General features: G+C 60.7%; 27 protein-coding genes. 11 read left to right on the forward strand and 16 right to left on the reverse strand.

Going from position 1 to position 23,109, the window contains the following annotated elements; genetic code table 11:
- Positions 1-114: 114 nt before the first annotated feature.
- Positions 115-1,041 (forward strand): alpha/beta hydrolase, encoded by a 927-nt coding sequence (locus P5706_RS19445; protein ID WP_285680996.1) that lies wholly within the window; start codon positions 115-117, stop codon positions 1,039-1,041.
- A gap of 192 nt (positions 1,042-1,233) precedes the next feature.
- Here the strand turns inward: P5706_RS19445 and P5706_RS19450 are convergent, their stop codons facing one another.
- A complete protein-coding gene (locus tag P5706_RS19450) occupies positions 1,234-2,394 on the reverse strand; it encodes an alpha-hydroxy acid oxidase (RefSeq protein WP_285680998.1) in 1,161 nt (386 codons plus the stop codon).
- A 121-nt stretch (positions 2,395-2,515) separates the two neighbouring features.
- On the opposite strand from P5706_RS19450, the gene P5706_RS19455 reads away from it, so the two are divergent.
- Positions 2,516-3,301: a DeoR/GlpR family DNA-binding transcription regulator gene (locus tag P5706_RS19455; RefSeq protein WP_200433340.1), complete on the forward strand. Its 786-nt coding sequence runs from the start codon at positions 2,516-2,518 to the stop codon at positions 3,299-3,301.
- On the opposite strand, the gene P5706_RS19460 is transcribed toward P5706_RS19455, so the two are convergent.
- Genes P5706_RS19460 through P5706_RS19470 form a run of 3 tightly spaced genes read right to left on the reverse strand, consistent with a single transcriptional unit; the run spans position 3,266 to position 4,649 of the window.
- Entirely contained in the window at positions 3,266-3,991 is a 726-nt protein-coding gene (locus tag P5706_RS19460) for a DUF72 domain-containing protein (RefSeq protein WP_285681000.1), read from the reverse strand. The genes P5706_RS19455 and P5706_RS19460 overlap by 36 nt on opposite strands.
- Positions 3,991-4,422, reverse strand: a complete 432-nt coding sequence (locus P5706_RS19465) for a DNA methylase (protein ID WP_200433342.1) — start codon at positions 4,420-4,422, stop codon at positions 3,991-3,993. Before P5706_RS19465 ends, P5706_RS19460 begins: the two co-directional genes overlap by 1 nt.
- A 2-nt stretch (positions 4,423-4,424) precedes the next feature.
- Positions 4,425-4,649, reverse strand: coding sequence for a hypothetical protein (locus tag P5706_RS19470; protein ID WP_056859557.1), 225 nt, complete (start codon positions 4,647-4,649; stop codon positions 4,425-4,427).
- Positions 4,650-4,860: 211 nt separating this feature from the next.
- On the opposite strand from P5706_RS19470, the gene P5706_RS19475 reads away from it, so the two are divergent.
- Positions 4,861-5,421: a type 1 glutamine amidotransferase domain-containing protein gene (locus P5706_RS19475; RefSeq protein ID WP_200433344.1), complete on the forward strand. Its 561-nt coding sequence runs from the start codon at positions 4,861-4,863 to the stop codon at positions 5,419-5,421.
- Positions 5,422-5,495: 74 nt separating this feature from the next.
- Here the strand turns inward: P5706_RS19475 and P5706_RS19480 are convergent, their stop codons facing one another.
- Positions 5,496-5,699 (reverse strand): hypothetical protein, encoded by a 204-nt coding sequence (locus tag P5706_RS19480; RefSeq protein ID WP_069788464.1) that lies wholly within the window; start codon positions 5,697-5,699, stop codon positions 5,496-5,498.
- A 201-nt stretch (positions 5,700-5,900) separates the two neighbouring features.
- Here P5706_RS19480 and P5706_RS19485 point away from each other — a divergent pair, with 201 nt between their 5' ends.
- Positions 5,901-6,155 (forward strand): hypothetical protein, encoded by a 255-nt coding sequence (locus tag P5706_RS19485; protein WP_285681007.1) that lies wholly within the window; start codon positions 5,901-5,903, stop codon positions 6,153-6,155.
- A gap of 1 nt (position 6,156) precedes the next feature.
- Here P5706_RS19485 and P5706_RS19490 read toward each other — a convergent pair whose 3' ends face one another.
- The 3 genes from P5706_RS19490 to P5706_RS19500 all read right to left on the reverse strand — a co-directional run bounded on the left by P5706_RS19490 (position 6,157) and on the right by P5706_RS19500 (position 7,974).
- Positions 6,157-6,729 (reverse strand): cytochrome b, encoded by a 573-nt coding sequence (locus tag P5706_RS19490; protein WP_285681009.1) that lies wholly within the window; start codon positions 6,727-6,729, stop codon positions 6,157-6,159.
- A gap of 256 nt (positions 6,730-6,985) precedes the next feature.
- The gene (locus tag P5706_RS19495; protein WP_285681012.1) at positions 6,986-7,528 is read right to left on the reverse strand and encodes a putative natural product biosynthesis protein; all 543 of its coding nucleotides are present in this window, start codon (positions 7,526-7,528) and stop codon (positions 6,986-6,988) included.
- A 62-nt stretch (positions 7,529-7,590) separates the two neighbouring features.
- Positions 7,591-7,974, reverse strand: a complete 384-nt coding sequence (locus P5706_RS19500) for a DUF2946 domain-containing protein (protein ID WP_200433348.1) — start codon at positions 7,972-7,974, stop codon at positions 7,591-7,593.
- Positions 7,975-8,154: 180 nt separating this feature from the next.
- Here P5706_RS19500 and P5706_RS19505 point away from each other — a divergent pair, with 180 nt between their 5' ends.
- The 4 genes from P5706_RS19505 to P5706_RS19520 all read left to right on the forward strand — a co-directional run bounded on the left by P5706_RS19505 (position 8,155) and on the right by P5706_RS19520 (position 12,350).
- Entirely contained in the window at positions 8,155-8,763 is a 609-nt protein-coding gene (locus P5706_RS19505; protein WP_017134494.1) for an SCO family protein, read from the forward strand.
- The gene (locus P5706_RS19510) at positions 8,763-9,239 is read left to right on the forward strand and encodes a copper chaperone PCu(A)C (RefSeq protein ID WP_285681015.1); all 477 of its coding nucleotides are present in this window, start codon (positions 8,763-8,765) and stop codon (positions 9,237-9,239) included. The genes P5706_RS19505 and P5706_RS19510 overlap by 1 nt, the downstream gene beginning before the upstream one ends.
- Before the next feature lie 476 nt (positions 9,240-9,715).
- Positions 9,716-11,344, forward strand: coding sequence for an argininosuccinate lyase (locus P5706_RS19515; protein WP_285681017.1), 1,629 nt, complete (start codon positions 9,716-9,718; stop codon positions 11,342-11,344).
- A gap of 91 nt (positions 11,345-11,435) precedes the next feature.
- On the forward strand, positions 11,436-12,350 hold the full coding sequence (locus P5706_RS19520) for a LysR family transcriptional regulator (RefSeq protein WP_285681019.1): 915 nt from the start codon (positions 11,436-11,438) through the stop codon (positions 12,348-12,350).
- On the opposite strand, the gene P5706_RS19525 is transcribed toward P5706_RS19520, so the two are convergent.
- A complete protein-coding gene (locus tag P5706_RS19525) occupies positions 12,304-13,239 on the reverse strand; it encodes a LysR family transcriptional regulator (protein ID WP_285681021.1) in 936 nt (311 codons plus the stop codon). The two genes, P5706_RS19520 and P5706_RS19525, sit on opposite strands and share 47 nt — an antisense overlap.
- Positions 13,240-13,325: 86 nt before the next feature.
- Here P5706_RS19525 and curA point away from each other — a divergent pair, with 86 nt between their 5' ends.
- On the forward strand, positions 13,326-14,357 hold the full coding sequence (gene curA / locus P5706_RS19530; RefSeq protein WP_285681023.1) for an NADPH-dependent curcumin/dihydrocurcumin reductase: 1,032 nt from the start codon (positions 13,326-13,328) through the stop codon (positions 14,355-14,357).
- Here the strand turns inward: curA and P5706_RS19535 are convergent.
- Entirely contained in the window at positions 14,344-14,673 is a 330-nt protein-coding gene (locus P5706_RS19535) for a DHCW motif cupin fold protein (RefSeq protein WP_285681026.1), read from the reverse strand. The genes curA and P5706_RS19535 overlap by 14 nt on opposite strands.
- 139 nt (positions 14,674-14,812) lie before the next feature.
- Here P5706_RS19535 and P5706_RS19540 point away from each other — a divergent pair, with 139 nt between their 5' ends.
- A complete protein-coding gene (locus P5706_RS19540; RefSeq protein ID WP_285681028.1) occupies positions 14,813-15,295 on the forward strand; it encodes an HIT family protein in 483 nt (160 codons plus the stop codon).
- 18 nt (positions 15,296-15,313) lie between these two features.
- Here the strand turns inward: P5706_RS19540 and P5706_RS19545 are convergent, their stop codons facing one another.
- The 6 genes from P5706_RS19545 to P5706_RS19570 form a co-directional block, all read right to left on the reverse strand.
- On the reverse strand, positions 15,314-15,778 hold the full coding sequence (locus P5706_RS19545) for a GNAT family N-acetyltransferase (protein WP_285681030.1): 465 nt from the start codon (positions 15,776-15,778) through the stop codon (positions 15,314-15,316).
- Between the two features lie 12 nt (positions 15,779-15,790).
- Positions 15,791-16,225, reverse strand: coding sequence for a GNAT family N-acetyltransferase (locus P5706_RS19550; protein ID WP_285681032.1), 435 nt, complete (start codon positions 16,223-16,225; stop codon positions 15,791-15,793).
- A 90-nt stretch (positions 16,226-16,315) separates the two neighbouring features.
- On the reverse strand, positions 16,316-17,806 hold the full coding sequence (locus tag P5706_RS19555) for an aldehyde dehydrogenase (protein WP_285681034.1): 1,491 nt from the start codon (positions 17,804-17,806) through the stop codon (positions 16,316-16,318).
- Between the two features lie 39 nt (positions 17,807-17,845).
- Positions 17,846-19,225, reverse strand: coding sequence for an APC family permease (locus P5706_RS19560; protein WP_285681035.1), 1,380 nt, complete (start codon positions 19,223-19,225; stop codon positions 17,846-17,848).
- A 120-nt stretch (positions 19,226-19,345) separates the two neighbouring features.
- Positions 19,346-20,728, reverse strand: coding sequence for an aspartate aminotransferase family protein (locus tag P5706_RS19565; RefSeq protein ID WP_285681037.1), 1,383 nt, complete (start codon positions 20,726-20,728; stop codon positions 19,346-19,348).
- A gap of 46 nt (positions 20,729-20,774) precedes the next feature.
- Positions 20,775-21,572, reverse strand: coding sequence for a helix-turn-helix domain-containing protein (locus P5706_RS19570; RefSeq protein ID WP_200433390.1), 798 nt, complete (start codon positions 21,570-21,572; stop codon positions 20,775-20,777).
- A gap of 195 nt (positions 21,573-21,767) precedes the next feature.
- Here P5706_RS19570 and P5706_RS19575 point away from each other — a divergent pair, with 195 nt between their 5' ends.
- Positions 21,768-23,099: a flavin-containing monooxygenase gene (locus P5706_RS19575; RefSeq protein WP_502945499.1), complete on the forward strand. Its 1,332-nt coding sequence runs from the start codon at positions 21,768-21,770 to the stop codon at positions 23,097-23,099.
- Positions 23,100-23,109 lie beyond the last annotated feature (10 nt).

The raw sequence follows: 23,109 nt of genomic DNA on the forward strand, positions 1-23,109 counted from the left end.
TTGTTCAAGGCTGCAATACTTTGCAAGCAATCCTCCTCTACGGCCGTCGAATTAATGCCTGCCGGCCCACGCCATCTGGTAAAACGCCTGCTTCGCCTTTGTCCTGGAACCTTCATGTCCTCTCGTTTTCTGTCCCGCCTGGGCCTGCGCTGGTTTCCCCTGCTGTGCATGGCCATCCTGATTGTCGGCCTGCCGGTGGGGTGCGCCGTGCTGCAACACAAGGAGCGCGAGCTGGTGTTTCGCATCGAGCCGGGCACCGCCGGGTGGTACACCGGCCTGCCCAAGGCGGTGCAGGAATTCGATATCAAGCCGGCCAGTTTCAAATCGGGGCAGAACCTGCACGGCTGGTGGTACCCGGCCGATCACAAGGATGCGCCGGCGATCCTCTACCTGCACGGCGTGCGCTGGAACCTCACCGGGCAGTTGTTTCGCATTGAACAGCTGCACGCGCTGGGTTTTTCGGTGCTGGCCATCGACTATCGCGGGTTTGGCCAAAGCCACGGTGATTTGCCGTCGGAAACCAGTGTGTATGAAGACGCGCGCATTGCCTGGGAACGCTTCCAGGTATTGCAGCCCGACCCCGCCAAACGCCTGCTCTATGGGCATTCGCTGGGGGGCGCCGTGGCCATCGACCTCGCCGCTGAGCTGAGCAAACAAACACCTGTGCCGGTGCGCGGGTTGGTGATCGAGTCCACCTTTACCTCGCTGGGGGACGCGGCCACCGCCGTGGCCAATACCTCGTTACCGGTGCGTTGGTTACTGTCGCAGAAATTCGATTCCATCGACAAGATTGCCGACGTACATATGCCGTTGCTGGTGGTACATGGCCTGGCCGACCAGTACGTGCCACCGCGTTTCAGCCAGCAGTTGTTTGAAGCCGCCCAGGAACCCAAGCGGTTGTTGCTCGTACCTGGTGCCACCCATAACAACAGCATGAGCCTGGCGGGTCGCACGTATGGCCAGGCATTGGAAAAACTGATGCAGGCGAAGATGCCAGCAACCATAGCCACGCACTCCACAGGTCGCGACGGAGAGTCGTAACCGCACTTTTCGGCACTGGCTTCGCGCTTGGCTGTCAAGCGCCAAGCCTGCCCATACTGGCCCAAAACGAAATCTGATCAAATATTAACCGAAGGTTAAATCGCCAACCCTGCCGGGCCTTCGCAAAGTTATCCACAGAGATACCCACGGTTTTCGTGGACAACTCTTTTTCCTTTTTTACGATTTTTTTGCTCAACAACCCCCTGAGGGAAAGCTACCCGGCAGCAAAATCTCGCGATTCACATCGCGTATATCGTTATAGCCACACAGTGCCATCGACACATCCAACTCGCGGGCGATGATGTCAAGCGCCTTGGTTACACCGACTTCACCCAGTGCACCCAACCCATACAAATGCGCGCGGCCGATCATGGTGCCTTTGGCACCCAGTGCCATGGCCTTCAGCACGTCCTGGCCGGAGCGAATGCCGCCATCGAGCCACACTTCAATCTGCTCGCCCACAGCCTCTGCAATCGCCGCCAATTGGCTGATGCTCGACGGTGCGCCATCGAGTTGGCGGCCACCGTGGTTGCTCACCACCAACGCATCTGCGCCGCAATTGGCGGCCAGCCGCGCATCTTCCACATCCAGAATGCCCTTGATAATCAGCTTGCCGCCCCAGCATTTTTTGATCCATTCCACATCGTCCCAGCTCAGGCGCGGGTCGAATTGCTGGCCGATCCAGGATGACAGCGAAGTGATATCGGCCACGCCTTTGACATGCCCGACGATATTGCCGAAGCCATGGCGCTTGGTGCCGAGCATGCCCGCCACCCAACGCGGTTTGGTCAGCATGTTGAGGATATTCGGCACGGTCAGTTTGGGCGGCGCCGACAAGCCGTTGATCAAGTCCTTATGGCGTTGGCCCAGGATCTGCAAATCCAGGGTCAGCACCAGCGCATCCACACCGGCGGCCTTGGCGCGCTCGATCAACTGCTGCATAAACGCGCGATCACGCATCACATACAACTGGAACCAGAACGGTTTGCCGACGTGAGCGGCAATGTCTTCCAGCGAACAAATGCTCATGGTCGACAAGGTATAACGCAGGCCGAACGCGGCGGCAGCGCGGGCGGTAAGGATCTCGCCGTCGGCATGCTGCATGCCCGCCAGCCCGGTGGGCGCCAGGGCCACGGGCATCGCCATGTCCTGGCCGATCATACGGGTGCGGATTGAACGCTCATCGATGTTGCGCGCCACGCGCTGGCGAAATTGGATGCGGGCAAAATCGCTTTGATTCGCCCGGTAGGTGCTTTCAGTCCAGGAGCCGGAATCGGCGTAATCGTAGAACATCCGTGGGACACGTTTTTGCGCGAGCCTGCGTAAATCTTCGATGGTTGTGATCATCGGCATCTAGGTCACCTCTCCCTGAACTGAGCTTGGAGAGTAACCGCCCATCGGCTTGGCAACCAGCCATTGCGTTTGGATTGGCGGGCGACTAATCTTGCAAAAACCCGCACAAAGACGCATAACCATGCACAACACCCATCAAGCCATTGACCTGCCTTCGTTGCGCAAACAGAAGATTTTGCTGCTGCTGGAACGCGACGGCAAAGTCACCGCATCCGAATTGGTCGAACACTTTGCCGTGTCCCAGGACACCATCCGCCGGGACCTCGGCGAACTCGCCGCCGCCGGGCTGCTGCAACGCGTACACGGCGGCGCCCTGCCCCGGCCCAAAGACACCGGCAAAGACTTTTTCACCCGCGTCGGCGAAACCAACGAGATCAAGCGTCATCTTGCCCGGCTGGCCGCCGACCTGGTGCAAGACGGCCAGATCGTACTGTTCGATTCCGGCTCGACCACGCTGCAGATCGCTCAGTCCTTGCCGCGTTCGATCCGCCTGACCGTGGTCACGCCGTCGCCAATGATCGCCATCGCCTTGGCCGATCATCCCGAAGTCAAAGTTATCCTCGCCGGCGGCCAACTCAACCCCGCCACCCTGTCCACCAGCGGCCAGGACGCCGTGCGCCTGATCCAGAGCATCAAGGCCGATTTGCTGTTCACCGGCGTCTGCGCGCTGCACCCGCAAGTGGGCATCAGCTCGCTGCATTTTGATGAAGTAGCGGTCAAGCAAGCCCTGCTCGACAGCGCCTCCCACGTGGTGGCCGTGACCCTGGCGGACAAGCTCGGCGCGGTAGAGCCCTTTGTGGTGGCGCCGTGTAACCGCATTCATACGCTGATTACCGAGTGGCATGTGCCGAGTGTCGAGGCGTATGAGCAATTAGGCTTGGAAGTGCTGCGGGTAGAGGTCGAGTAGCAACAAGCCATCGGCCACGGCGTGGCCGCTGGCGGTGTTGTCGAAGATACACCAGGCAGGAATACCTGCTTCGGCAAATTGACTCAGCTGTTCAGCCAGCGCCTGCACCCGTTGCGGGCCATAAGCACTGTGGTAGATGCGCGGTGAGCCATGCAGGCGCCAGTACTGCACGCCTTGCCAACCTGCGCTGGCATCGAGCACCGCTGGGTCGGCGGTCACGCGGCCTATCTGCAGGTCCACCAGCAATGCCTGCGCCTCCAGCCAACTGGCGTGCCGTGGTTCAAGCACCACGGCACCAGCAAATCGCCGGCGCAATGCAGTGAAAAAAACCGACGCCACACGGGGTTCATAACGCAGCGAAGGCGGCAATTGAATCAGCAGGCAGCCGAGTTGCTCACCCAAGTGCACGCACTGTTCAAGGAACTCATCCAGTGCCGTCTCGCAATGCTGCAAACGCAGTTCATGGGTGATGACCTTGGGCACCTTGACCGAAAACCGAAACCCCGGCGGCACCGACTGTGCCCAGCGCTTATAGGTGTTGGGTTGGTGCGGCCGGTAAAAGGAGCTGTTGATTTCCACCGCATTGAAACGCGATGCATAGCGCTGTAAATGCGTACCCTCGCCCGTAAAGTCCGGCCAGTGCGCGCGCGGCAGACTCCAGCCCGCACAGCCCACGTAGAGCGGCGCCATCAAAACAGAACCTTGGCCGCGTCACGCATGAAAATCTCGATGGTTTTTGGCCCCACACCGTCGAATTCGCCCAGGCGCTTTTCGAAGGCTTGACGGTTTTTACTGACGTTGCGAATGTGGCTGATCTTGCCCGCGTACTCGGCATTCAACTTGGCGCTGAGGTCCAGCAGACGCTGCGCTGTGCTTTCGTCGTAACGCACGTAGTGGGCACGTCCGAGCATCGAAACCAGTTCACGCGACGTGCAATGTTGCAACTTGCGTGCAGTGTCGCGGCCCTCTTGCTCGACGATCACCTTGTAAGCCTGCGCCGCAATGGGTGCCTGAATACGCTTGCCCATCAGAAAGCTGGCGACAAACCACTTGAACAGGCTGGCGTCATCGTCGGGCGCAAGCTCAATGCCCAGTTCAGACGCCGTGATCGAACGGGCCATGCTCAGTGGCCCAGCTTGCGCTCGGCCTTGGCGGCCTGCTCGTTGATGGCGTCAGTCTGGCGTTCGGTGTCCTTGATCGAGGTAGGCGTGAGCACCTTGTCCACGGTTTTGGTCTTCGGGTTGGGCTGTTCCAGCGTCTGCCCCTTGGCAGGTTGTTGACGGCCTTTCTGGGCATCTTCAGAGCTGATGGGTTCCGGGGTTTTGTCGACAGTCTTGGGATCGGTCATGTGAATCTCCTGGCCATTGAAGGCCGGCAAAAAGCAGCAGGGTCTATGCAGCAGAGGCCATCCATTTTCGATAGTTCAAGGTTTTTGCAGGCCAGCCTTCCGCGAAAACCATCCACGAAATAAGTCCAAATTAATTTAAACCTTTGCCACCCACCCTCGATCCACTCTCCCACACAGCATGATTAATCCATCCAGCAGGAGAGACTCGACCATGAGCTCACAACTCAACGGCAAGAACATCCTCATCATCACCTCCAACACCGGCATCGAGCGCGACGAGTTGCTCAAGCCGCTGCAAGCACTGCGTGGCTATGGCGCGACGGTGACGCACGGTTCCAGCAAAGGCGGCACCGTCCAGACCTTTGTCGGCGATACAGAGAAAGACCAGACCGTGGAATCCCAGGTCAAGTTGTCGGAGGTGGTAAGCAGCGACTTCGACGCGTTGGTGATTCCCGGCGGCACCGTGAATGCCGACACCCTGCGCCAGGACGCGGCTGCGCTGAAGCTGATCAGCGACTTCGCCAAAGCCGGCAAAACCGTCGCCGCCATCTGCCACGGTCCATGGGCGTTGATCGATGCCGGTGTGATCAAGGGCAAGACCCTTACCGCGTACAAGAGCGTGCGCATCGACCTTGAAAACGCCGGCGCCGCGGGCGTGGTCGATGCCCAAGTCAAAGAGTGCAAGGCCAATGGCTGGACCTTGATCACCTCGCGCACACCGGATGACTTGCCGGCATTCAACGAGGCGATTGCCAAGGCGGTTGCAGGTTAACCGCCACGCTTGAACGCAAACAGGCGCCTATGGGCGCCTGTTTGCTGTGTGGCTTATGTTCAGTGTTTACGGTGCTATTTACGGTGCTGGGCCATCTCACGTTTTGGCCCGACCATGGCCCAAGCAATGAGCCCGAACAGCGGCACAAAAATCAGAATGATCAACCACAGCCCCTTGGTCTCCCAGCCACCGGTACTGCGCAACACGATGTTGATCGCCCACAGCTCCAACACCAGCAAAATTACCGCCAGCACGATCCAGATATAGTCTATTTGCATGCATCACCTCCTGAGGTCGTATGCATTAGGTCAAGGGATCGGCGTGAGGGTTCATTAAAAATGTCGGTGCATGGCCTTTCGTCGTGGCGGCGAAAAAAATCCAAACTTTGCCAGATCCCCTGCACTCCCAATTAATGCCTCCCTTGGGATTCACAGAAAGGGACGCTTTTGACAGGTGAAGCATGGAAAAGGATTCTCGTCATGAAGACCGGTATTTCCTGCAAGATCGTGTTAGTCATTTGCCTGACCGGATGGTTGGCAACACCCGCCTACGCAGCCTTCGGCGACGCCGTTCCAGGCTCGGCCCTGCCTCCGGGCTCCTACCCTAGCAGCCCGTCGGACAGCAGCAAGAAAGCTGAAACGCCGCCGAAGGAGAAAGCTTCCTCCAGCAGCACCTCAACTCAGCAACAGGGCGCGAAGAAACCCCAGAAAAAAGCGCCAAAAAAAGGCCGTTGATCTAGCGCCATACCCGACGGGCGCTGCCCGTCATGCGCCGCAACACCTGCGGTTTACCGCGCAGATGATGCACGATCACCATGCCGATATGACCGACGATCAACACCAGCATCGTCCAGCCCAGCAGGCTATGAAAGTTGCGCCCCAGGTCAATCATCCACTGGATTTTTTCGCCCTCCAGACCCGCCATAATCGACAGGCCAAACGCCGAAAACTCACGACCGGAGCCGTACTGGCGTACCAGCCCGATAAAAGGGATCAGGAACATCAGCGCATACAGCACAGCATGCCCGACAGCAGCCGCAGGGTTCACGCTCGGCGGGCGGTTGTGCCGGTTCAGCAGGCTCCAACCGGCTCGCAGTATCAGCAGCACCAGCAAAAGCAGGCCCGCCGATTTGTGATACGGCCATAGCAGCTTGTCCAGTGCAGAATCGGAGGACAGATAGTGGGCAACCGCCGAGCAATAACTCCAGGTAAATACGATTGCCATCAGCCAATGCAAGGCCCGGCTGAGCGTGTCGTATTGGTCGCTCGCGCAGAAGGAATGGGGCATCTCATCAGAAGTTTTCGTCATCTCAGCCTCTTATTAGTCTGTGCATTACATAGACCGTGAAGATGGCATTGCCGGCAAAAAAATAGAATTGATGAGGATCCCCGCACTGAACATCAGGCCGTTTCCTACGAGATAATGGGACACTCTTGTAGGCGGCGCGGTCAGCCAGTAAGAAAGAGCGGGGCTGCTGCGCAGCCCAACGCAGGGCAAGCCTGCTCGCCACAGTGACGGCGATCGTTCCGGAGCCACAGTGTCACCCAATGGCTTCGCCAGAATCTCAAGGCACCGGCAACCAGCCGCTGAAACCGTTTTTGGCCAGCGGGCACCAGGCAAAGTCGCCTGTCGGGTCGGGCAGTAGCTGATGCTCAACGCCCGCCAACGCGCCGCCCTTCCAATCAAACACCCTTGAGCCTCGCCAGGCCAGGACCACGCCCTGGGCCTGGCTTTGATCCGCATTGATCCAACGTGCCGCCGCTGCCGCCATAAAGGCCTCAATCGGCTCGTCGTCTATCTGCGATCGATACGGCGACGCCAGCAGCCAGCGGCACACATTCAGGTGGTAGGTCCAATCCTGGGCGACCTGGTTGCGATAGGCCCAGGTCATGAAGCCGCGAAACAGGTTCAAGCCCTCCGGCGGGTCGAGCTTGAGCAGCGCCGGGCAGATATCGAACAAGGTGTGCCAATACGGCAACAGGCGTGCATCCAGGTGCACGAAGCAGCGCGAATTGCTCGGGTATTCGGGGCGCAACGGTTCGGCGCGCAAACGCCGGGATGCCTTGCTGACCAGGCGGCTGGCGCCTGCTGGCAATTGTTGGTTCATGAAGCGCACTCACAGTCGTGACGATAGAACGCCTCCTGATCACAGGAAGCCCAAGGTACACGTCAGAAAGCGGGGGAAGCGCGGGGGTTGGCCGACGGCCAGGAATAGCGTGGAGGGGCTTTGTTGCGCCGTTCATGGGCCGGGCGCGGGGTTTGCCCAAGGCCGAGCAGCCAGGCCAGGCCGATCATGAACACGATGGCCACGGTCACGGCCGCGCACACCGGGCAGGCAAAGTAGTTCGAGATGTTGCTGGAGGCGGTGTTTCCTAACCCTTTGTCGGAAAGTGGCGCCTGGCTACCGTCCACCGAACAGAACGCCCCACCGATACCATTGAGCTGCAAGCCCATCATCTGCCCGTGCCCCAAACCGCAGACGAACACGTTCATCAGCACGCAGAAGTACAGGGCCCAGGCGATCAGCGAACGGTTGGGGAGGCTCAATTTCATGGCGGCGACTCTACCACCGAAGCCACAAAAGGATGAAGCGCCACGCGCCCCTGTGGCAGAACGTCGCAGATTACGTGGGCTGGCCGGGGTTGGTAGACTGTGCGCCCGCATCATTACTCCTTTTCAAAGCCTGAACTGTAGATCCAGAGCAATGCAGGCGTTTCACAGGATGCACAGTTGATGAGTACGTTATTCACCCGCCGCAAAGTGCTGACCGGTATGGGCCTGCTGGGCCTGGGCAGCCTGCTGGGCGGCTGTGACTACAGCCCCAAGCTGAACTTCAAGTACGGCAAGGACCTCAGTGACAAGATTATGGGCCGCACCTTCAAGCTCAAGAACACCGACGGCGAAACCGTCACCCTGAGCTCGTACCGTGGCCTGATGCCGGTGGTGTTCTTCGGCTTCACCCAGTGCCCGGCCGTATGTCCCACCACCCTGGCCCGTGCCGCCCAGGCCAAGAAGCTGATGGGCCGCGATGGCAAGATCATGCAAGTGGTGTTTATCACCCTCGACCCCGAGCGCGACACCCCCGAATTGCTCGACCGCTACGTCAAGGCCTTCGACCCCAGCTTCGAAGCGCTGTACGGCACCCCGGAAGAAATCGCCGTGGCCGCCAAGGAGTTCGGGATTTTTTATGAAAAAATCCCGGCCGGGGACACCTACACCCTGTCCCACACCTCCACCAGTTTCGTGTTCGACACCCGCGGCAATCTGCGCCTGGGCCTGTCGGCATCCCTTACCGCTAAAGAGTGCGCAGAAGACCTGCTCACCGTCATGGAGGTCTGCTAATGACTGCCGTTCAAACCCTCAAGCGCCTGACATTCGGCCTCACCTTGCTGGGCCTCGCGGCGCACGCCAGCGCCCAGGTACAGGTCAGCGACGCGTGGGTACGCGCAACCGTGGCGGGCCAGACCTCCAGCGGCGCGTTCATGACCGTCACCGCCGACAGCGACAGCAAACTGCTCAGCGTGGCCTCGCCTGTGGCCAAGGACGTGCAGATTCATGAGATGAGCATGAAAGATGACGTGATGCGCATGGGCCCGGTGGATTCGGTGGCCCTGCCTGCCGGCAAAGCGATCAAGCTCGACCCGGAGGGCTACCACGTGATGCTCATGGGCCTCACCGGCCAGATCAAGCAAGGCGACCAGGTGCCGCTGACCTTGACCGTGGAAAACGCCAAGGGTGAGAAGCAGACCGTTGAAGTAACAGCCCCGGCCCGCGCGCTGACCGATATGGGTGACATGGACCACAGCAAGATGCACTAAACCGCCCGTGGGGAGAGCCCGACTTGCTGTGGCTGGCAAGAGGCTCTGGGGCAAGCAGGATTGTTGTGGCGAGCCTGCTTGTTGTGGCAAGCCTGCTTGTTGTGGCAAGCCTGCTTGTTGTGGCAAGCCTGCTTGCTGTGGCAAACCTGCTTGTTGTGGCGAGCAGGCTTGCCCTGCGCTGGGGCGCGAAGCGGCCCTAAAACCAGACGCCGCATTCTTGCTGATTAAACGCGGTGGCCCTATTGGGGCCGCTGCGCAGCCCAACGCAGGGCAAGCCTGCTCGCCACAACAGCCTTGAGCCACAGCAAGTCCTCTAACCACAACAAGCCTTTAAGCCACCCCCAGCCCCTTTCACGCCCATATCCAAAACCTCTGCCATCAACACTTTCTATATATTTTCAATCTACCCAAACACCCGCTAGCCTGATTTAGCCGCAACGACGGCCCATAATTCCAACAATAAATCAGGTGTCTCTGTGAACAACACATCCCCCCAACGTGCTGTGAAAAGCCTGCTTTCCCTTGCCGTGGCCTTTGCCCTGTTCAACAGCCTCAGCGTCTATGCCGCCAACACTGGCGAGCTGCCCTGCACCACCACCGAACAATGTGCGGCACAGGCGGCGAAAGTCGGCGCCACGCCCGACAGTTCCCAAACCGAACACAAGGCCAAGGGCGACCCCACCCAGACCCAATTCGCCTGGCTCAACCGCATCAACAAAGCCTCGATCGTGATGCTCACCGAAGAAGGCATCGTCAAACCCGAGATGGGCCAGAAAATCGCCGGGGGTGTGCGCTACGCCATCGCCCAGGCCGACCAGCCCGGCGGCACGCGCCCCAGTGATGTGCTGCAACTGGAAAAAATCATGACCGACAAGATCGGTCCCGAAGCTTCCTTGATCCACTCCGGCCGCAGCCGCCAGGACATGCTCGCCACCTACCGCCTGGCCGCCCTGCGCAGCCAAGTGCTGGCCTACAGCGAAGCGCTCAACGCCACACGCCAGCGCCTGCTGAACATCGCCGACAAAAACGTCGACACCCTGGTGCCCGCCTACACCAACGGCGTGCAGGCCATGCCCATCAGCTATGCGCATTACCTGCTGGCCTTTGAAGCCGCGTTCGACCGCGACGGCCAGCGTATTCGCGAGCTGTACACACGCCTCAACCAGAGCCCGATGGGCACCGCCGTGCTGGCGAACTCGGCGTACCCGCTGAACCGTGAGCGCCTGGCCGAGCTGCTGGGCTTTGATGGCGTGCGCGAGAACTCGCTGGATTCAAGCCAGGTCTCGACCTATGACATTCCCATCGAAGCGGCCAATATGGCGTCATCGTCTGCCATCCGTGTGGGCGCGATGATTGGCGATATTCACACCCAGTACCATCAGATCCGCCCCTGGTTGCTGCTCGATGAAGAAGCCACCTACACCAGCAGCGCCATGCCGCAAAAACGCAACCCAGGTTTGCTGATGCGCGCGCGGGAGAGCGCCTCGGACGTGGTGGGGCTGGCCCAGGCCGTAACCTTGCGCGCGCATAACGTCACCACCGGCATGACCGACTACAAGTTCGCCTTCGATTCGCTGGGCGTGTTCCGCTCGACCCAGGAGATGTTCCACAGCCTGGACGCGGTGCTCGACGCGCTGCAGATCAACCCGCAGCGCGCGCTCGAAGAACTGGAGTCGGAATGGACCACCTCGATGGAATTGGCCGACACGCTTGAGCGCCAGTACAAAGTGCCGTTCCGCATCGGCCATAGCTTTGCCTCGCTGATCGTCACCGAAGCGCGCAGCAACGGCACCACGCCGAAGACCTTCGCCTATGCCGACGCGCAGAAGCTCTATAACCAGGCGGCGGACAAGTACAAATGGACGCCCAATACCCTGCCGCTCGATGAAGCAGGTTTTAGAGCGGCGCTGTCGCCCACCAACATGGTCCAGACCCGCAAAGGCACCGGCGGCCCACAGCCGCAAGAGGTCAAGCGCATGCTGGTGGAGGCACGCAAGACGCTGCAGGCTGATCAGCAGTGGCTCAAGGAGCGGCGTGAAAAGCTCAAAGGCGCCGAAACCCATCTCGACCAGGCCTTCGATAAGCTGGCCGACAGCAAGCGCTGAACGGATTGTGGTGGTCGCAGGCTTTGGGCATATTGACGGCCGGGCCGCTCGCGGCCACCCACCACTGCGTCTTGTCACGGGATAGGCCACCATGGAACTACGCCATTTACGCTATTTCATTATGGTGGCCGAAGAACGACATTTCACCCGCGCCGCCGCACGCCTGAACATGCAACAACCGCCGCTGAGCCAGCAGATTCGTGCGCTGGAGCAGGAGTTGGGATTCGATCTGTTCAAGCGCCACCCCAAGGGCGTGGACCTGACGGCCGGCGGCCTGGTGTTTCTTGAAGAAGCGCGGATCATCCTGGCGCGTGTCGAGCATGGCGCGCTCAAGGCCTCCCGCGTGGCCCAAGGCATCGAGGGCACCCTGGCCATCGGTTTCACCAGCTCGGCCGCCGCTCACGCGCTGATCCCACGCATCATCCGCGCCTACCGCGAGCGCTACCCGGCGGTAGAGCTTTCGATCAATGAAGGCAGCGCCCGGGAATTGACCGAAGACGCCATCGAAAAACGCATCGACATCGGCATCCTGCGCGCCCCGGTCCGCACCCATCAAAGCCTGACCTTCCACCGCCTGCTCAACGAAGAAATGCTGCTGGTGCTGCCCACCGGCCACCCATTGCTGGCCGCCGCCGGCAGCGCCATCCCCATTGCCGCACTCAAGGACGAACGCTTTATTCTGGTACGCCGCCCGGGCGCGCCGGGCATGTACGCCAACCTGATCACCGCCTGCCAGAACGCCGGCTTCGAAGCCAAAATCGCCTTTGAAGTGGAACGCATGCTGACCAACGTCAGCCTGGTGGCGGCTGGCGAAGGCATCTCCGTGGTGCCTGCGTCAATGCGCGATGTACACCGTGACAGCGTGGTGTATTGCCGAATCAAAGACGCCAGGCCCAAGCTGCTGGCGCCGATTACGCTGGTGCGGCGCACGTTTAATCCGTCGGCACCGTTGCAGAATTTTATCGGGCTGGCGCGGGAGCTGGGGGCGGTGTATCGAAAAGGGTGAGACCCTTCACCCTTGGTTTCGTCATCAAGTGAAACCCCTCGCTGAGCAATTCGACCGTGGCACGGATGCTTTCGGTCTGGCGCGGCACCGCGAACAACCCATAGTTGACGCCCAATGCGGCATTGCCAGCGGGCGTCAGCGCAATCACGCGCATGGTGTGTGGGTTGATATTGTCGGCAGGCAACAGGGCAACGCCCAGACCGTTTTCGACAGCCGCGCTGATCACACCGACGTTCGGGCTGGTGACGGTCACGCGAAAGTCGCGACCGGCCGCCAGTAATGCGTCGAACATCAAGCGTCGCCACGCGCAAGGCTCGGCGTACACGATCACGTCCAGAGGCAGCGCCGGATCGACTTCATCGTCAATCGCGCACACCCAATAAAGCGGCACATTCCAGGTGCGTACCGGGTCGGCGGCGAATACCGAGCTGACGCCGATGGCCACATCCAACAGGCCGTCGTGCCAGCGCTGCGCTAACGCATCGCCATGGTCCACGGTGATTTCCATGTGCATATGCGGGCAGGTGCGACGTAAACGGCCCAACGCCGCCGGCAAGGTGGTGACCGCCACGTCTTCGGACAAGCCCACGCGCACAGTGCCCATCACCGTACGCTCCTTCAAGCGTGTGGCGACCGTTTCACCCAGCGCCAGGATGCGAGTGGCGTAGCTGAGCAACAACTCGCCCTCAGTGGTGGGCACCACGCCACGCCCGGTTCGGCGCAGCAGGCGTTGCCCAAGCACTTCCTCCAGACGGCGAATCTGCGCACTCAGGGCCGATTGCGCTCTGCCCGCCTGCAGGGCGGCGCCACTGAGGCTGCCGTGGTGGCACACCGCGACGAAAGTGCGCAGCAAATACGGTTCGAAGGCATCGGATATCATGTTTGCCATAACTCTGAATCAACTGTTATGAGCCTACCTTGATAGCTTACCGATGGCTACGCTGCTCAGCCTGTTCAATCAGTGAGTAATACGCCATGAACCACACCGAAAACACACGCATCGTTTTGGCTGCACGCCCCGACGGACGCCCGAAAACCAGCGACTTCCGCCTGGAACACTCACCGGTCCCCGAACCCGCCGACGGCGAAGTGTTGCTGGAAAATCTCTACCTGTCCCTCGACCCCTATATGCGCTGGCGCATGAGCGCGGCCAAATCCTATGCCGAGCCGGTGGGCATTGGCGAGGTGATGGTGGGTGGCACCGTCGCGCGCATCAAACAGTCGCGTCACAGCGATTGGCACGAAGGCGATATTGTTCTGGCCTACGCCGGTTGGCAGCGTTTTGCCTTATCCAACGGCCAGGATCTGCGCCGCCTCGATCCCAGCATCGCGCATCCCACCACCGCTCTTGGTGTACTCGGCATGCCGGGGTTTACCGCCTACGCCGGGCTGCTGAATATCGGCAAGCCCAAACCGGGCGATACCGTCGTGGTGGCAGCGGCCAGTGGTGCCGTCGGTTCGGTGGTCGGCCAGATCGCCCAGCTGCAGAGTGCCCGCGCCGTGGGGATCGCCGGCGGCGCCGACAAGTGCGCCTTCGTGAAGGATGAACTGGGCTTTGTTGCAGTCATCGACCACCGCGCCCCGGACTTTGCCGAGCAACTGGCCAAAGTCTGCCCGGACGGCATTGATGTGTACTTCGAAAACGTCGCCGGGCCGGTGTGGGACGCGGTACGCCCACTGCTCAATAACTTCGCGCGGATTCCGGTGTGCGGGCTGATCGCCCACTACAACGACGGCGCCATCCAGCACGCACAGGCCGACCGATTGCCGGCGACAATGCATGACATCCTCGCCAAGAGCCTGACGGTGCGCGGGTTTATCCAGACCGAATTTGTCGACCAACACCAAGACAGGTTCTTGCAGGAAGCTGCGCAGTGGATCGCCGAGGGCAAACTGAAATTTCGCGAAGACATCATTGACGGCCTGGCCCAGGCACCTGAAGCGTTTATCGGGCTGCTGGAGGGGCGCAATTTCGGCAAGTTGATCGTGCGCCTCAGTCCACAATAAACAGCTTCGCGCCACTGTGGGTGGATGAGCGATGGCCTTCCATGTCATTGCCCACCTGGTAACTCATCCCGGCCGTCAGCGTGAACTGGCAGCCGTCCTCCAATTCGGTGTGCAATTCCCCTTCCAGGCACAGCAGAATATGCCCGCGCCAGCACCAGTGATCGGCCAGGTAACCGGAGGTGTACTCGACCATGCGCACGCGGGTGGTGCCGAAGTTGCAGGTTCGCCACAGGGCACTCCCGGTAATGCCTGGGTGAAGTTCGGGCTCGACGGTAGACCAGTCGGTGGTGCCAAACGGGACAGCGGTCAGTTCCATGGTGGGCTCGGTCGTCAGTTAACGTGGCACGACAATATCCGCGTGGCACCCGCAGCGACAGACACAGATCGCCAGCTTTTGTGCGATACAGGCGCCCACGCTTGTTATCCTGCCACCCTGCCCTCATGGACGCGTGCTTATGCAGATTGACCCCGCTTTCATCCTTCATGAAACCGAGCACTGGCGGCTCAACCATCACCTGGTGTCAAAGCTGCCGGGCTACCTGATGCTGGGCGCCAAAGCGCCGATCGACTCCCTGGCTGCTATGCCCGAGGCCGCGCTGGCTGAACTGGGTGGCCTGCTCGCCAAAACCCAACGGGTGATGGAGACGCAGCTGCGGCCGAAATGGCTGTACATCAGCCGCTACGGACACATGCCAGGCTTGCCGCTGCACTTTCACTTCATCCCGGTGTATGACTGGGTGGAGCAGGCGTTTTGGCGAGATGAGCGCTATCGGGTGCTGCAAGATTTTGGCACGCAGGAACAGGCGCTCACCGATGGGGCCGAGCTGACGCTGTTTGTATGGCGTGAATTTGGCGAGAGCCTCACGCCGCCGGCCATCCAGGGTCCCACCGTGGAGCACGTTATTCAGCGACTGCGCACGGCCTTCAGCGCTGGTTGAAATCAACGGTGGGAGCGGTCAAAGCCGCTTTACCATTGGGATACACGCCAACGCCAATCCCGAGGGCGAGTGATACACCGCCTGCTTCTCACACACATACCCGCAGGCCCGGTAGAAACTCGCCGCATTCAACGTCGAATCCAGCACCACCTCTTCAATCGCCAGTTCTCGCGCGAGCTTTTCCAGGTGATCAAGCATGGTCTTGCCGTAACCACGACCCGTAAACGCGGGCAGCACAAACAGCGCGCCCACTTCGTTGTTGTCCAGATCGAGCATGCCGGTGGCGACCGGTTCGTCGTTGACCCAGCCCAGGTAAAACGGCTTGTCCATCAGTGTGTCGTAGCCGTCTTCAGCGCTGCCGCGTGTCCACAGCGCCATTTGCTCGGCGGTGTAGGCGCCGACGCATTGGCTGCGAATCGCTTCGCGGCGGATGTCAAAAGCGGTGGTGGCGTCGTCGCGAGTGGCCCGTTTGATTTGCAGCATTGAGTCCTTCCTTCATGCGTTTTCATTACCCTTTTGGGTGAATGAATAACGGTCGATATCCGTTCGTAGCGTCCAGCCCTGGCCTTGCCAATACTCGGCGGCATGGGTGTTGGTCTTGAACACGTCGAGGTGGCATTTGTGGATGCCCTGTTGCTCGAGCGCACTGAGGCAACGCTCGACCAACGCTTGGGCGATGCCCTGGCGGCGGTAGTCCGGCAGCACCAGCAGATGTTGCAGGTAGCCCCGCCGGCCATCATGGCCGCACATCACACAGGCGATCACGCGGCCTTCGGCTTCAGCGACAAAACTCATCTGCGGGTTGCGGACCAGGTAGCGCGCGGTGGCCTCGCGGGAGTCGGCGTCGCGCAGGGAAATGCCAGGCGTGTTTTGCATCAATTCGAGTACGGCGTCGTAATCGCCAGCCTGCATGACGCGGATATTGACCATGGTGATAACAACCCTCTGAGTGATGCACCAGTTTGCCTGCATCCGTGCCGGCCGTGCACCCATGAATACACGACCGGCTGACCGTTTTGGCTATCGCAGCGCAAACCAGGTGGTTTTCAGCTGCGTGTACTTATCGAAGGCGTGCAGCGACAAGTCGCGCCCGAACCCGGATTGCTTGCCGCCGCCGAACGGCACCGCGACATCCAGGGCATCGACGGTGTTGACCGAGACGGTGCCGACATTCAGTGCACGCGCCACCCGATGCGCACGGTTGAGGTTGTCACTCCAGACCGAGGCCGCCAGCCCATAGACGCTGTCATTGGCTTGTTGCACCGCTTGCTCTTCAGTGTCAAAGGCGCTGATCGCCAACACCGGGCCAAACACTTCATCGCGCGAGAGCTGCATGTCGCCGGTCACCTCAGCAAAAATCGTCGGCTGGATGAAATTGGAGGAGCCATTAATGCTCACTTGCTCGCCACCCGCCAGCAGCTTGGCGCCCTCGCCCTGGGCCTGATTGATCGCCCGCATGATACGAGCGGTTTGCTCACTGTCGACAATCGCACCGGCAGCGCTGCCAGGGTCCAGCGGATCACCCGGCATCCAGGCACGTGCCTTGGCAATCACACGCTCGACAAATTCAGCATGGATGGAACGTTGCACATACAGCCGCGAGTTGGCCGAGCACACTTCGCCCTGGTTGAAGAAAATCCCGAAGGCGGCTTTCTCGGCCGCCAGGTCCAGGTCCTGGCAGTCGTCAAACACCAGGTTCGCGCTCTTGCCGCCACACTCCAGCCACACCTGCTTCAAGTTGGACTGCGCTGAGTACTGCATAAAGTATTTGCCGACCTGCGTGGAGCCGGTGAACACCAGGCAATCCACGTCAGGGTGCAGCCCAAGCGCCTTGCCGGCACTTTCGCCAAGGCCCGGTACCACGTTCAGCACACCTTCGGGGATACCCGCTTCCAGGGCCAGCTGGGCCAGGCGCAGGGCCGAAAAGGGCGACTGCTCGGCCGGTTTAAGCACCACGCTGTTACCGGCTGCCAACGCCGGTGCGAGCTTCCAGGCCGCCATGTCCAGTGGGAAGTTCCACGGCACCACCGCCGCAACGACGCCCAATGCTTCACGGGTGATGGTCGCCAATGCGTTGCGCGCGGTGGGTGCGACTTGATCGTAGAGTTTGTCCAGTGCCTCGCCGTACCAGGCAAATACATTGGCGGCGCCGGGCACATCAATGTTGTAGGCGTCCATCACCGGCTTGCCCATGTTCAGCGAATCCAGGAGCGCCAGCTCTTCGCGGTGAGTCATCAGCAACTCGGAGAGCCTGATCAGGATTTTCTTGCGTTCCACCGGCGGCATACGCCGCCAAGGGCCGGTGTCAAAGGCCTGGCGGGCGCTGCGCACGGCCAGGTCTACCTCTGCGTCGCCACAGGCGGCCACACGCGCCAGCAACTGGTGGGTGGCAGGGTTGATTGCATCAAAAGTCGCCCCGCAGGCTGCGCTAACGGGCCGACCACCGATCAAGGCGGTGTCGATGAACGTCTGGCGGGCAACGCGCTGTTGCCAGTAATGAAGGTCGAACACGGTGTACTCCCAATCAAGGTCGATGGACAGGTGAAGGTTTTATTCTGCGATCTGCAATTCAGGCATCTTCACGCGCAAGCCGCGCGTGATCCCCAGCAGACAAATCAGGCCAACGCCCATCCAGCACAGACCGATGGTGAAGGACAGGCTCGACAGGCTGGTCCACAGCCAAATAGTGCTAAGGAACCCCAGCGCCGGCAGTGCGGCATACAGCAGGTAGTTGCGGGTGCCGCGTAATTGCTGGTCGACCACGTAATGCTTGATCACCGCCAGGTTCACCGCCGAGAACGCGAACAGCGCGCCGAAGCTGATCATGTTGGCCACCGTGTCGAGGGTGATAAACAGCGCAATCAACGAGAACAGGCTGACCAGCACAATCGCCGTAGCCGGCACGCGTTTTTTCGTCACCAGCTTGCCGAGCACGCGAGGCAGCGCGCCGTCACGGCCCATGGCGAACAACACCCGCGACACACTGGCCTGGGAGACCATCGCCGAGGCGAAACAGCCGGCCACATAAGTGGCGGTAAACGCCGTCACCAGCACCTCGCCACCGACCCGGCGCATTACATCCACCGAGGCCGAATCCGGGTCGGCGAAGGTGTTCCATTCCGGGAAGACCATTTGCGCGAAATACGACACCAGCAAAAACAGCAAGCCGCCGAACAACGACACCACCATGATCGCCAGTGGAATGGTGCGACGCGGGTTGGGGGTTTCCTCGGCCATGGTCGACACCGCATCGAAGCCCAGGAACGACAAGCACAGCACCGCCGCACCGGCCATGATCAAGGGTGCGCTGAAGCCTTCATGATGGAATGGCGCCAGCAGCGAAACGGGCGCCGGCTGACCGCTGAGGTTGTGCACCGACAGCGCCACGAACACCGCGATGAACACCAACTGGGCCACGATCAGGACCCAGTTGACCCGAGTGATGGACTCGATGCCCACTAGGTTCAGCGTGGTCACCAGCGCAATCGAGCCGAGCACCCACACGGCGGTCGGCACGCTGGGGAAGTACTCGGACATGTAGATGCCGATCAACAAATAACTGAGCAGCGGCAAAAAGATGTAGTCGAGCAGTAAGGTCCAGCCGGCGATAAAACCGAAATACGCGCCGAACGCCTTGCGCGTATAGGAGTAGACCGAGCCGGAAAATGGATGCGCCTGGACCATGCGCCCATAGCTGTAAGCAGTCAGCAACATCGCCGCCAGGGTCAGCATATAGGCGGTCGGCAAGTGCCCCTTGGTCATCTGCGTGACCAGCCCGTAGGTGGTAAACACCGCCAGCGGCACCATGTAGGCCAGGCCGAACAGCACCAGCCCGACCAGCCCCAGCGGCTGGCGAAAGCGCCGCGTTGAAGCGGCTTTGGGTGAAGTGTGATGGGAGGGAGTTTCGGCCACGCTTGTTATTGTATTCATGGGTGACTCCTGGAAAGAGGGATGCAGGCCATCGCGGCAGTCGATGGACTCGCTGCCGTTCAAGCCGTATCTGATGCAGGCTGCTCACCACCCCGCACCCAGGGTGGTGACCAGGTCACTTCAGAGTTTTCCCGCGATCCGTGCGGTGCGGTCTACCGCAATGCGGGTCTTGTCGACCAGTTCATCCAGCTCTGCGCGTGTGGCCACCAGGGCCGGCGCCATGATCATGCGGCCCAGGGTCGAGCGGATGATCACGCCCTCTTCAAAACCAAAGGTGCGGCATTGCCAGGCCAGGTCGTTTTCGTTGGCAAAGCGTTTGCGCGTGGCCTTGTCTTCGACGAACTGCAACGCCCCGAGCAGGCCCGTGCCCTGGATCTCGCCGACCATTGGGTGGTTGCCAAACGCGTCGTGCAGCAGTTGCTGCAAGTACGGCCCGGTGTCGTCCTTCACCTGACGCACGATGCCTTCATCGCGCAGCGCCTTGAGGTTGGCCAGCGCAACCGCCGCCGCCACCGGGTGGCCGGAATAGGTCAGCCCGTGGGCGAACACACCGCCCTGCTCCACCAGCGCCTCGGCGATGCGCTTGCTCAGCACCAGGCCACCCATGGGCAGGTAGCCGGAGGTCAGGCCCTTGGCAATCGACAACGTGTCGGGCTCAAAGCCGAAGTGTTGGTGGGCGAACCACTCGCCGGTACGGCCAAAACCACCAATCACCTCATCGGCGCACAGCAGCACATCGTATTGACGGCAAATGCGCTGGATTTCGGGCCAGTAGCTTTCAGGCGGGAAGATCATGCCACCCGCGCCCTGGAACGGCTCGGCGATAAACCCGGCGACGTTTTCGGCGCCCAGTTCCAGAATCTTTTCTTCCAATTGCAGCGCGCACCGACGACCAAACTCGGCCGGTGTCAGCTCGCCGCCATGGGCAAACCAATACGGCTCGTCAATGTGCGCGACGTCGGGAATCATGCCGCCCATCTCGTGCATGAACTTCATCCCGCCCAGCGCCGAGGCCGCGAGCGTTGAGCCGTGATAGCCGTTCCAGCGGCCGATCATGATTTTCTTCTGCGGCTGGCCGACCACTTGCCAATAACGGCGCACGGTACGGATCAACACCTCGTTGGCCTCGGAGCCGGAGTTGGTGTAGATCACGTGGCTGTAGTGCCCCGGCAACAGGCTGAAGAGCAGCTCCGACAGCTCGATCACCGCCGGGTGGGTGGTGTGAAAGAACATGTTGTAGTACGCCAGCTGGTCCATCTGCGCGGCCGCGGCGGCGGTCAAATCCCGACGCCCATAACCCAGTTGGGTACACCACAGGCCGGACATGCCGTCCAGGTAACGCTTGCCTTCGCTGTCCCACAGGTACAAGCCTTCGCCACGCACCATCACACGCGGGCCTTCAGCATTCAGCGCCTTCTGGTCGACAAACCCATGGATATGGTGGGCCGCATCAGACTGTTGGTAATCCTCGGTGCGACGGTTGATTTGGGCGGGTAGATTCATGGCTTTTCTCTCTTATTGGTCGTGACGCAAGGGCTAGCAAGGCCGCTCAGCGGTGCTTGCTCATGTAACTTTCAAGCGGGTCTTTGCTCAGCACGCCCTGGGCTTCGGCGAGCGAGTCGATAAACAACGCAAACAGTTCCGACTGCGCGCCGATATCGAGTTTGGTGTAGATGTGTTTGCGATGGGACTTGATGGTGTCTTCCGACACCTCAAGGCGCTCGGCCAGCGAGCGGGTGGAATGCCCGCGCAAAATGAGTTGGGCGATGCGGCATTCACGCTCGGTCAGGATCGACGAGCCGAAGTTGTTCAATGCTGCGTGAATGCGTTGCTCCAGCAGGTTTTCGAAGCGTGCACCGTGGGCATCCAGGCCGACAAAATGTTTGCCCAGCACGGCCAATACCCAAGGGGCTATGCGCTTGAATAGTGCGGTGGTGGCGGCGTCGAGCTTTTGCGTAAACGCCAGCGACACCGCCAGGCTGGAGCCTTTGCTCGATTGCAGGATGTAATTGAGCTCGTCTTCGAGCTGAGAGTGCCGGTAGAACGACTGGAAGTATTCGCTCATTTCGAAGTGGTCAGGCGCAACGTCGGCCAAGGCATAACAGCCTGAGCTGACGCCTTCCACGCAGGCGTCGTAAAACGGGTCGAGCAAGTAAAAGCCCGACAGGTACTGGCGCACATTGCCTTGCGGCAACCACGGCCCGTCCAGCTCGAACAGGGCACTGGGCATGCCGCCACGCGGGTAAAAATACAGCGTCGTGGCCTGTATCGGCTGCACACACCCGAGGGCATTGAACAAGGCGGCAGCGAACCCCGATTGCCCGATGTTCTCGGTCACCAGGGCCATCTGTTCAAACCATTGCGCAGAAGAAAGCCGGTCGTTTTCCACGTCGAAGCCTCGCTCAAAGAACTGCGAGGATGGTCACACACCCGCCGCGTCCTCGAAATCACCCGATAGGGTGAGCTTGCATCCGATATTTATGCTCACTCCAAAGCTTAATAATATTTTATTAAAAATCGCCCTCCCCCTAGCCTTGAAGCCATGCCCAAGCTGAATCCAACTGCATTACGCAAGGACAGACACATGACTCAAGCCATAACAAAAACAGACACGCTGGTAGTGGGAGCCGGTCAGGCCGGTGTGGCCATGAGCGAGCACCTGAGCAAGCAAGGCGTGCCGCACCTGGTGCTGGAGCGCAGCCGTATTGCCGAGCGCTGGCGCACCGGGCGCTGGGATTCGCTGGTCGCCAACGGCCCGGCCTGGCATGACCGCTTTCCTGGCCTGGAATTTAATGATGTAGCCGCCGATGGTTTTGCGCCAAAAGAGCGCGTGGCCGATTACTTCGAAGCCTATGCCCGCAAGTTCAACGCGCCGATCCGCACCGGCGTGGAGGTGACCTCTGTGGTGCGTAACGTCGGCCGCCCAGGCTTTACCGTGCACACCAGCGAAGGCGTGATCGAAGCCAACCGCGTGGTCGCCGCCACCGGGCCGTTCCAGAAGCCGGTGATCCCGGCCATCGCGCCTGAAGACAGTGCGCTGCATCAGATCCACTCCGCCGACTACCGCAACCCCGCACAACTGCCCGCCGGCGCGGTGCTGGTGGTCGGCGCCGGCTCATCCGGCGTGCAAATTGCCGATGAATTGCAGCGCTCCGGGCGCCAGGTGTACCTGTCGGTCGGCGCCCACGACCGCCCGCCGCGTGCTTACCGCAACCGCGACTTCTGCTGGTGGCTGGGCGTGCTGGGCGAGTGGGACCAGGCCGCGATGAAACCCGGTCGCGAGCACGTGACCATTGCCGTGAGTGGCGCCCACGGCGGCAAGACCATCGATTTTCGTGAGCTGGCCCAGCAAGGCATGACCCTGGTCGGCCTCACCCAAGCCTTCGACGGCAGCGTCGCGCGCTTCCAAGCCAACCTGGTTGAAAACCTGGCACGCGGCGACGAGAACTACCTGGCCCTGCTGGATGCCGCAGACGCCTACATCGAGCGTAACGGCCTCGACCTGCCGCTGGAGCCCGAAGCGCGCCGCGTGTTCGCGGATGCCGAGTGCATCAAAAACCCGATCCTGGAACTGGACTTGGCCAAGGCCGGTATCACTTCGATTATCTGGGCCACCGGTTTTGCCGTGGATTACAGCTGGCTGAAAGTCGATGCGTTTGATGCCGCCGGCAAGCCGCAGCACCAGCGCGGTGTGGCCAGCGAGTCGGGCATCTACTTCCTCGGTTTGCCGTGGCAGTCGCGCCGGGGTTCGTCGTTTATCTGGGGCGTGTGGCATGACGCCAAGTACGTGGCCGACCACATCGCCATCCAGCGCCAATACCTTGAATACCGCGAACCTGTACCGGTTGCGCAAAAATCGCCTGTCATTGCCTGAGCACTTTTTT

It is taken from the genome of Pseudomonas sp. ChxA (assembly GCF_030263855.1).
In the GTDB taxonomy this organism is placed as follows: domain Bacteria; phylum Pseudomonadota; class Gammaproteobacteria; order Pseudomonadales; family Pseudomonadaceae; genus Aquipseudomonas; species Aquipseudomonas fluorescens_CB.

What these genes read in the sequence shown, in the direction of transcription:
- P5706_RS19445 (WP_285680996.1), top strand. Translation starts at nt 115, where the DNA reads ATGTCCTCTCGTTTTCTGTCCCGCCTGGGCCTGCGCTGGTTTCCCCTG.
- P5706_RS19450 (WP_285680998.1), bottom strand. Translation starts at nt 2,394, where the DNA reads ATGCCGATGATCACAACCATCGAAGATTTACGCAGGCTCGCGCAAAAA.
- P5706_RS19455 (WP_200433340.1), top strand. Translation starts at nt 2,516, where the DNA reads ATGCACAACACCCATCAAGCCATTGACCTGCCTTCGTTGCGCAAACAG.
- P5706_RS19460 (WP_285681000.1), bottom strand. Translation starts at nt 3,991, where the DNA reads ATGGCGCCGCTCTACGTGGGCTGTGCGGGCTGGAGTCTGCCGCGCGCG.
- P5706_RS19465 (WP_200433342.1), bottom strand. Translation starts at nt 4,422, where the DNA reads ATGGCCCGTTCGATCACGGCGTCTGAACTGGGCATTGAGCTTGCGCCC.
- P5706_RS19470 (WP_056859557.1), bottom strand. Translation starts at nt 4,649, where the DNA reads ATGACCGATCCCAAGACTGTCGACAAAACCCCGGAACCCATCAGCTCT.
- P5706_RS19475 (WP_200433344.1), top strand. Translation starts at nt 4,861, where the DNA reads ATGAGCTCACAACTCAACGGCAAGAACATCCTCATCATCACCTCCAAC.
- P5706_RS19480 (WP_069788464.1), bottom strand. Translation starts at nt 5,699, where the DNA reads ATGCAAATAGACTATATCTGGATCGTGCTGGCGGTAATTTTGCTGGTG.
- P5706_RS19485 (WP_285681007.1), top strand. Translation starts at nt 5,901, where the DNA reads ATGAAGACCGGTATTTCCTGCAAGATCGTGTTAGTCATTTGCCTGACC.
- P5706_RS19490 (WP_285681009.1), bottom strand. Translation starts at nt 6,729, where the DNA reads ATGACGAAAACTTCTGATGAGATGCCCCATTCCTTCTGCGCGAGCGAC.
- P5706_RS19495 (WP_285681012.1), bottom strand. Translation starts at nt 7,528, where the DNA reads ATGAACCAACAATTGCCAGCAGGCGCCAGCCGCCTGGTCAGCAAGGCA.
- P5706_RS19500 (WP_200433348.1), bottom strand. Translation starts at nt 7,974, where the DNA reads ATGAAATTGAGCCTCCCCAACCGTTCGCTGATCGCCTGGGCCCTGTAC.
- P5706_RS19505 (WP_017134494.1), top strand. Translation starts at nt 8,155, where the DNA reads ATGAGTACGTTATTCACCCGCCGCAAAGTGCTGACCGGTATGGGCCTG.
- P5706_RS19510 (WP_285681015.1), top strand. Translation starts at nt 8,763, where the DNA reads ATGACTGCCGTTCAAACCCTCAAGCGCCTGACATTCGGCCTCACCTTG.
- P5706_RS19520 (WP_285681019.1), top strand. Translation starts at nt 11,436, where the DNA reads ATGGAACTACGCCATTTACGCTATTTCATTATGGTGGCCGAAGAACGA.
- P5706_RS19525 (WP_285681021.1), bottom strand. Translation starts at nt 13,239, where the DNA reads ATGGCAAACATGATATCCGATGCCTTCGAACCGTATTTGCTGCGCACT.
- curA (WP_285681023.1), top strand. Translation starts at nt 13,326, where the DNA reads ATGAACCACACCGAAAACACACGCATCGTTTTGGCTGCACGCCCCGAC.
- P5706_RS19535 (WP_285681026.1), bottom strand. Translation starts at nt 14,673, where the DNA reads ATGGAACTGACCGCTGTCCCGTTTGGCACCACCGACTGGTCTACCGTC.
- P5706_RS19540 (WP_285681028.1), top strand. Translation starts at nt 14,813, where the DNA reads ATGCAGATTGACCCCGCTTTCATCCTTCATGAAACCGAGCACTGGCGG.
- P5706_RS19545 (WP_285681030.1), bottom strand. Translation starts at nt 15,778, where the DNA reads ATGCTGCAAATCAAACGGGCCACTCGCGACGACGCCACCACCGCTTTT.
- P5706_RS19550 (WP_285681032.1), bottom strand. Translation starts at nt 16,225, where the DNA reads ATGGTCAATATCCGCGTCATGCAGGCTGGCGATTACGACGCCGTACTC.
- P5706_RS19560 (WP_285681035.1), bottom strand. Translation starts at nt 19,225, where the DNA reads ATGAATACAATAACAAGCGTGGCCGAAACTCCCTCCCATCACACTTCA.
- P5706_RS19565 (WP_285681037.1), bottom strand. Translation starts at nt 20,728, where the DNA reads ATGAATCTACCCGCCCAAATCAACCGTCGCACCGAGGATTACCAACAG.
- P5706_RS19570 (WP_200433390.1), bottom strand. Translation starts at nt 21,572, where the DNA reads ATGGCCCTGGTGACCGAGAACATCGGGCAATCGGGGTTCGCTGCCGCC.
- P5706_RS19575 (WP_502945499.1), top strand. Translation starts at nt 21,768, where the DNA reads ATGCCCAAGCTGAATCCAACTGCATTACGCAAGGACAGACACATGACT.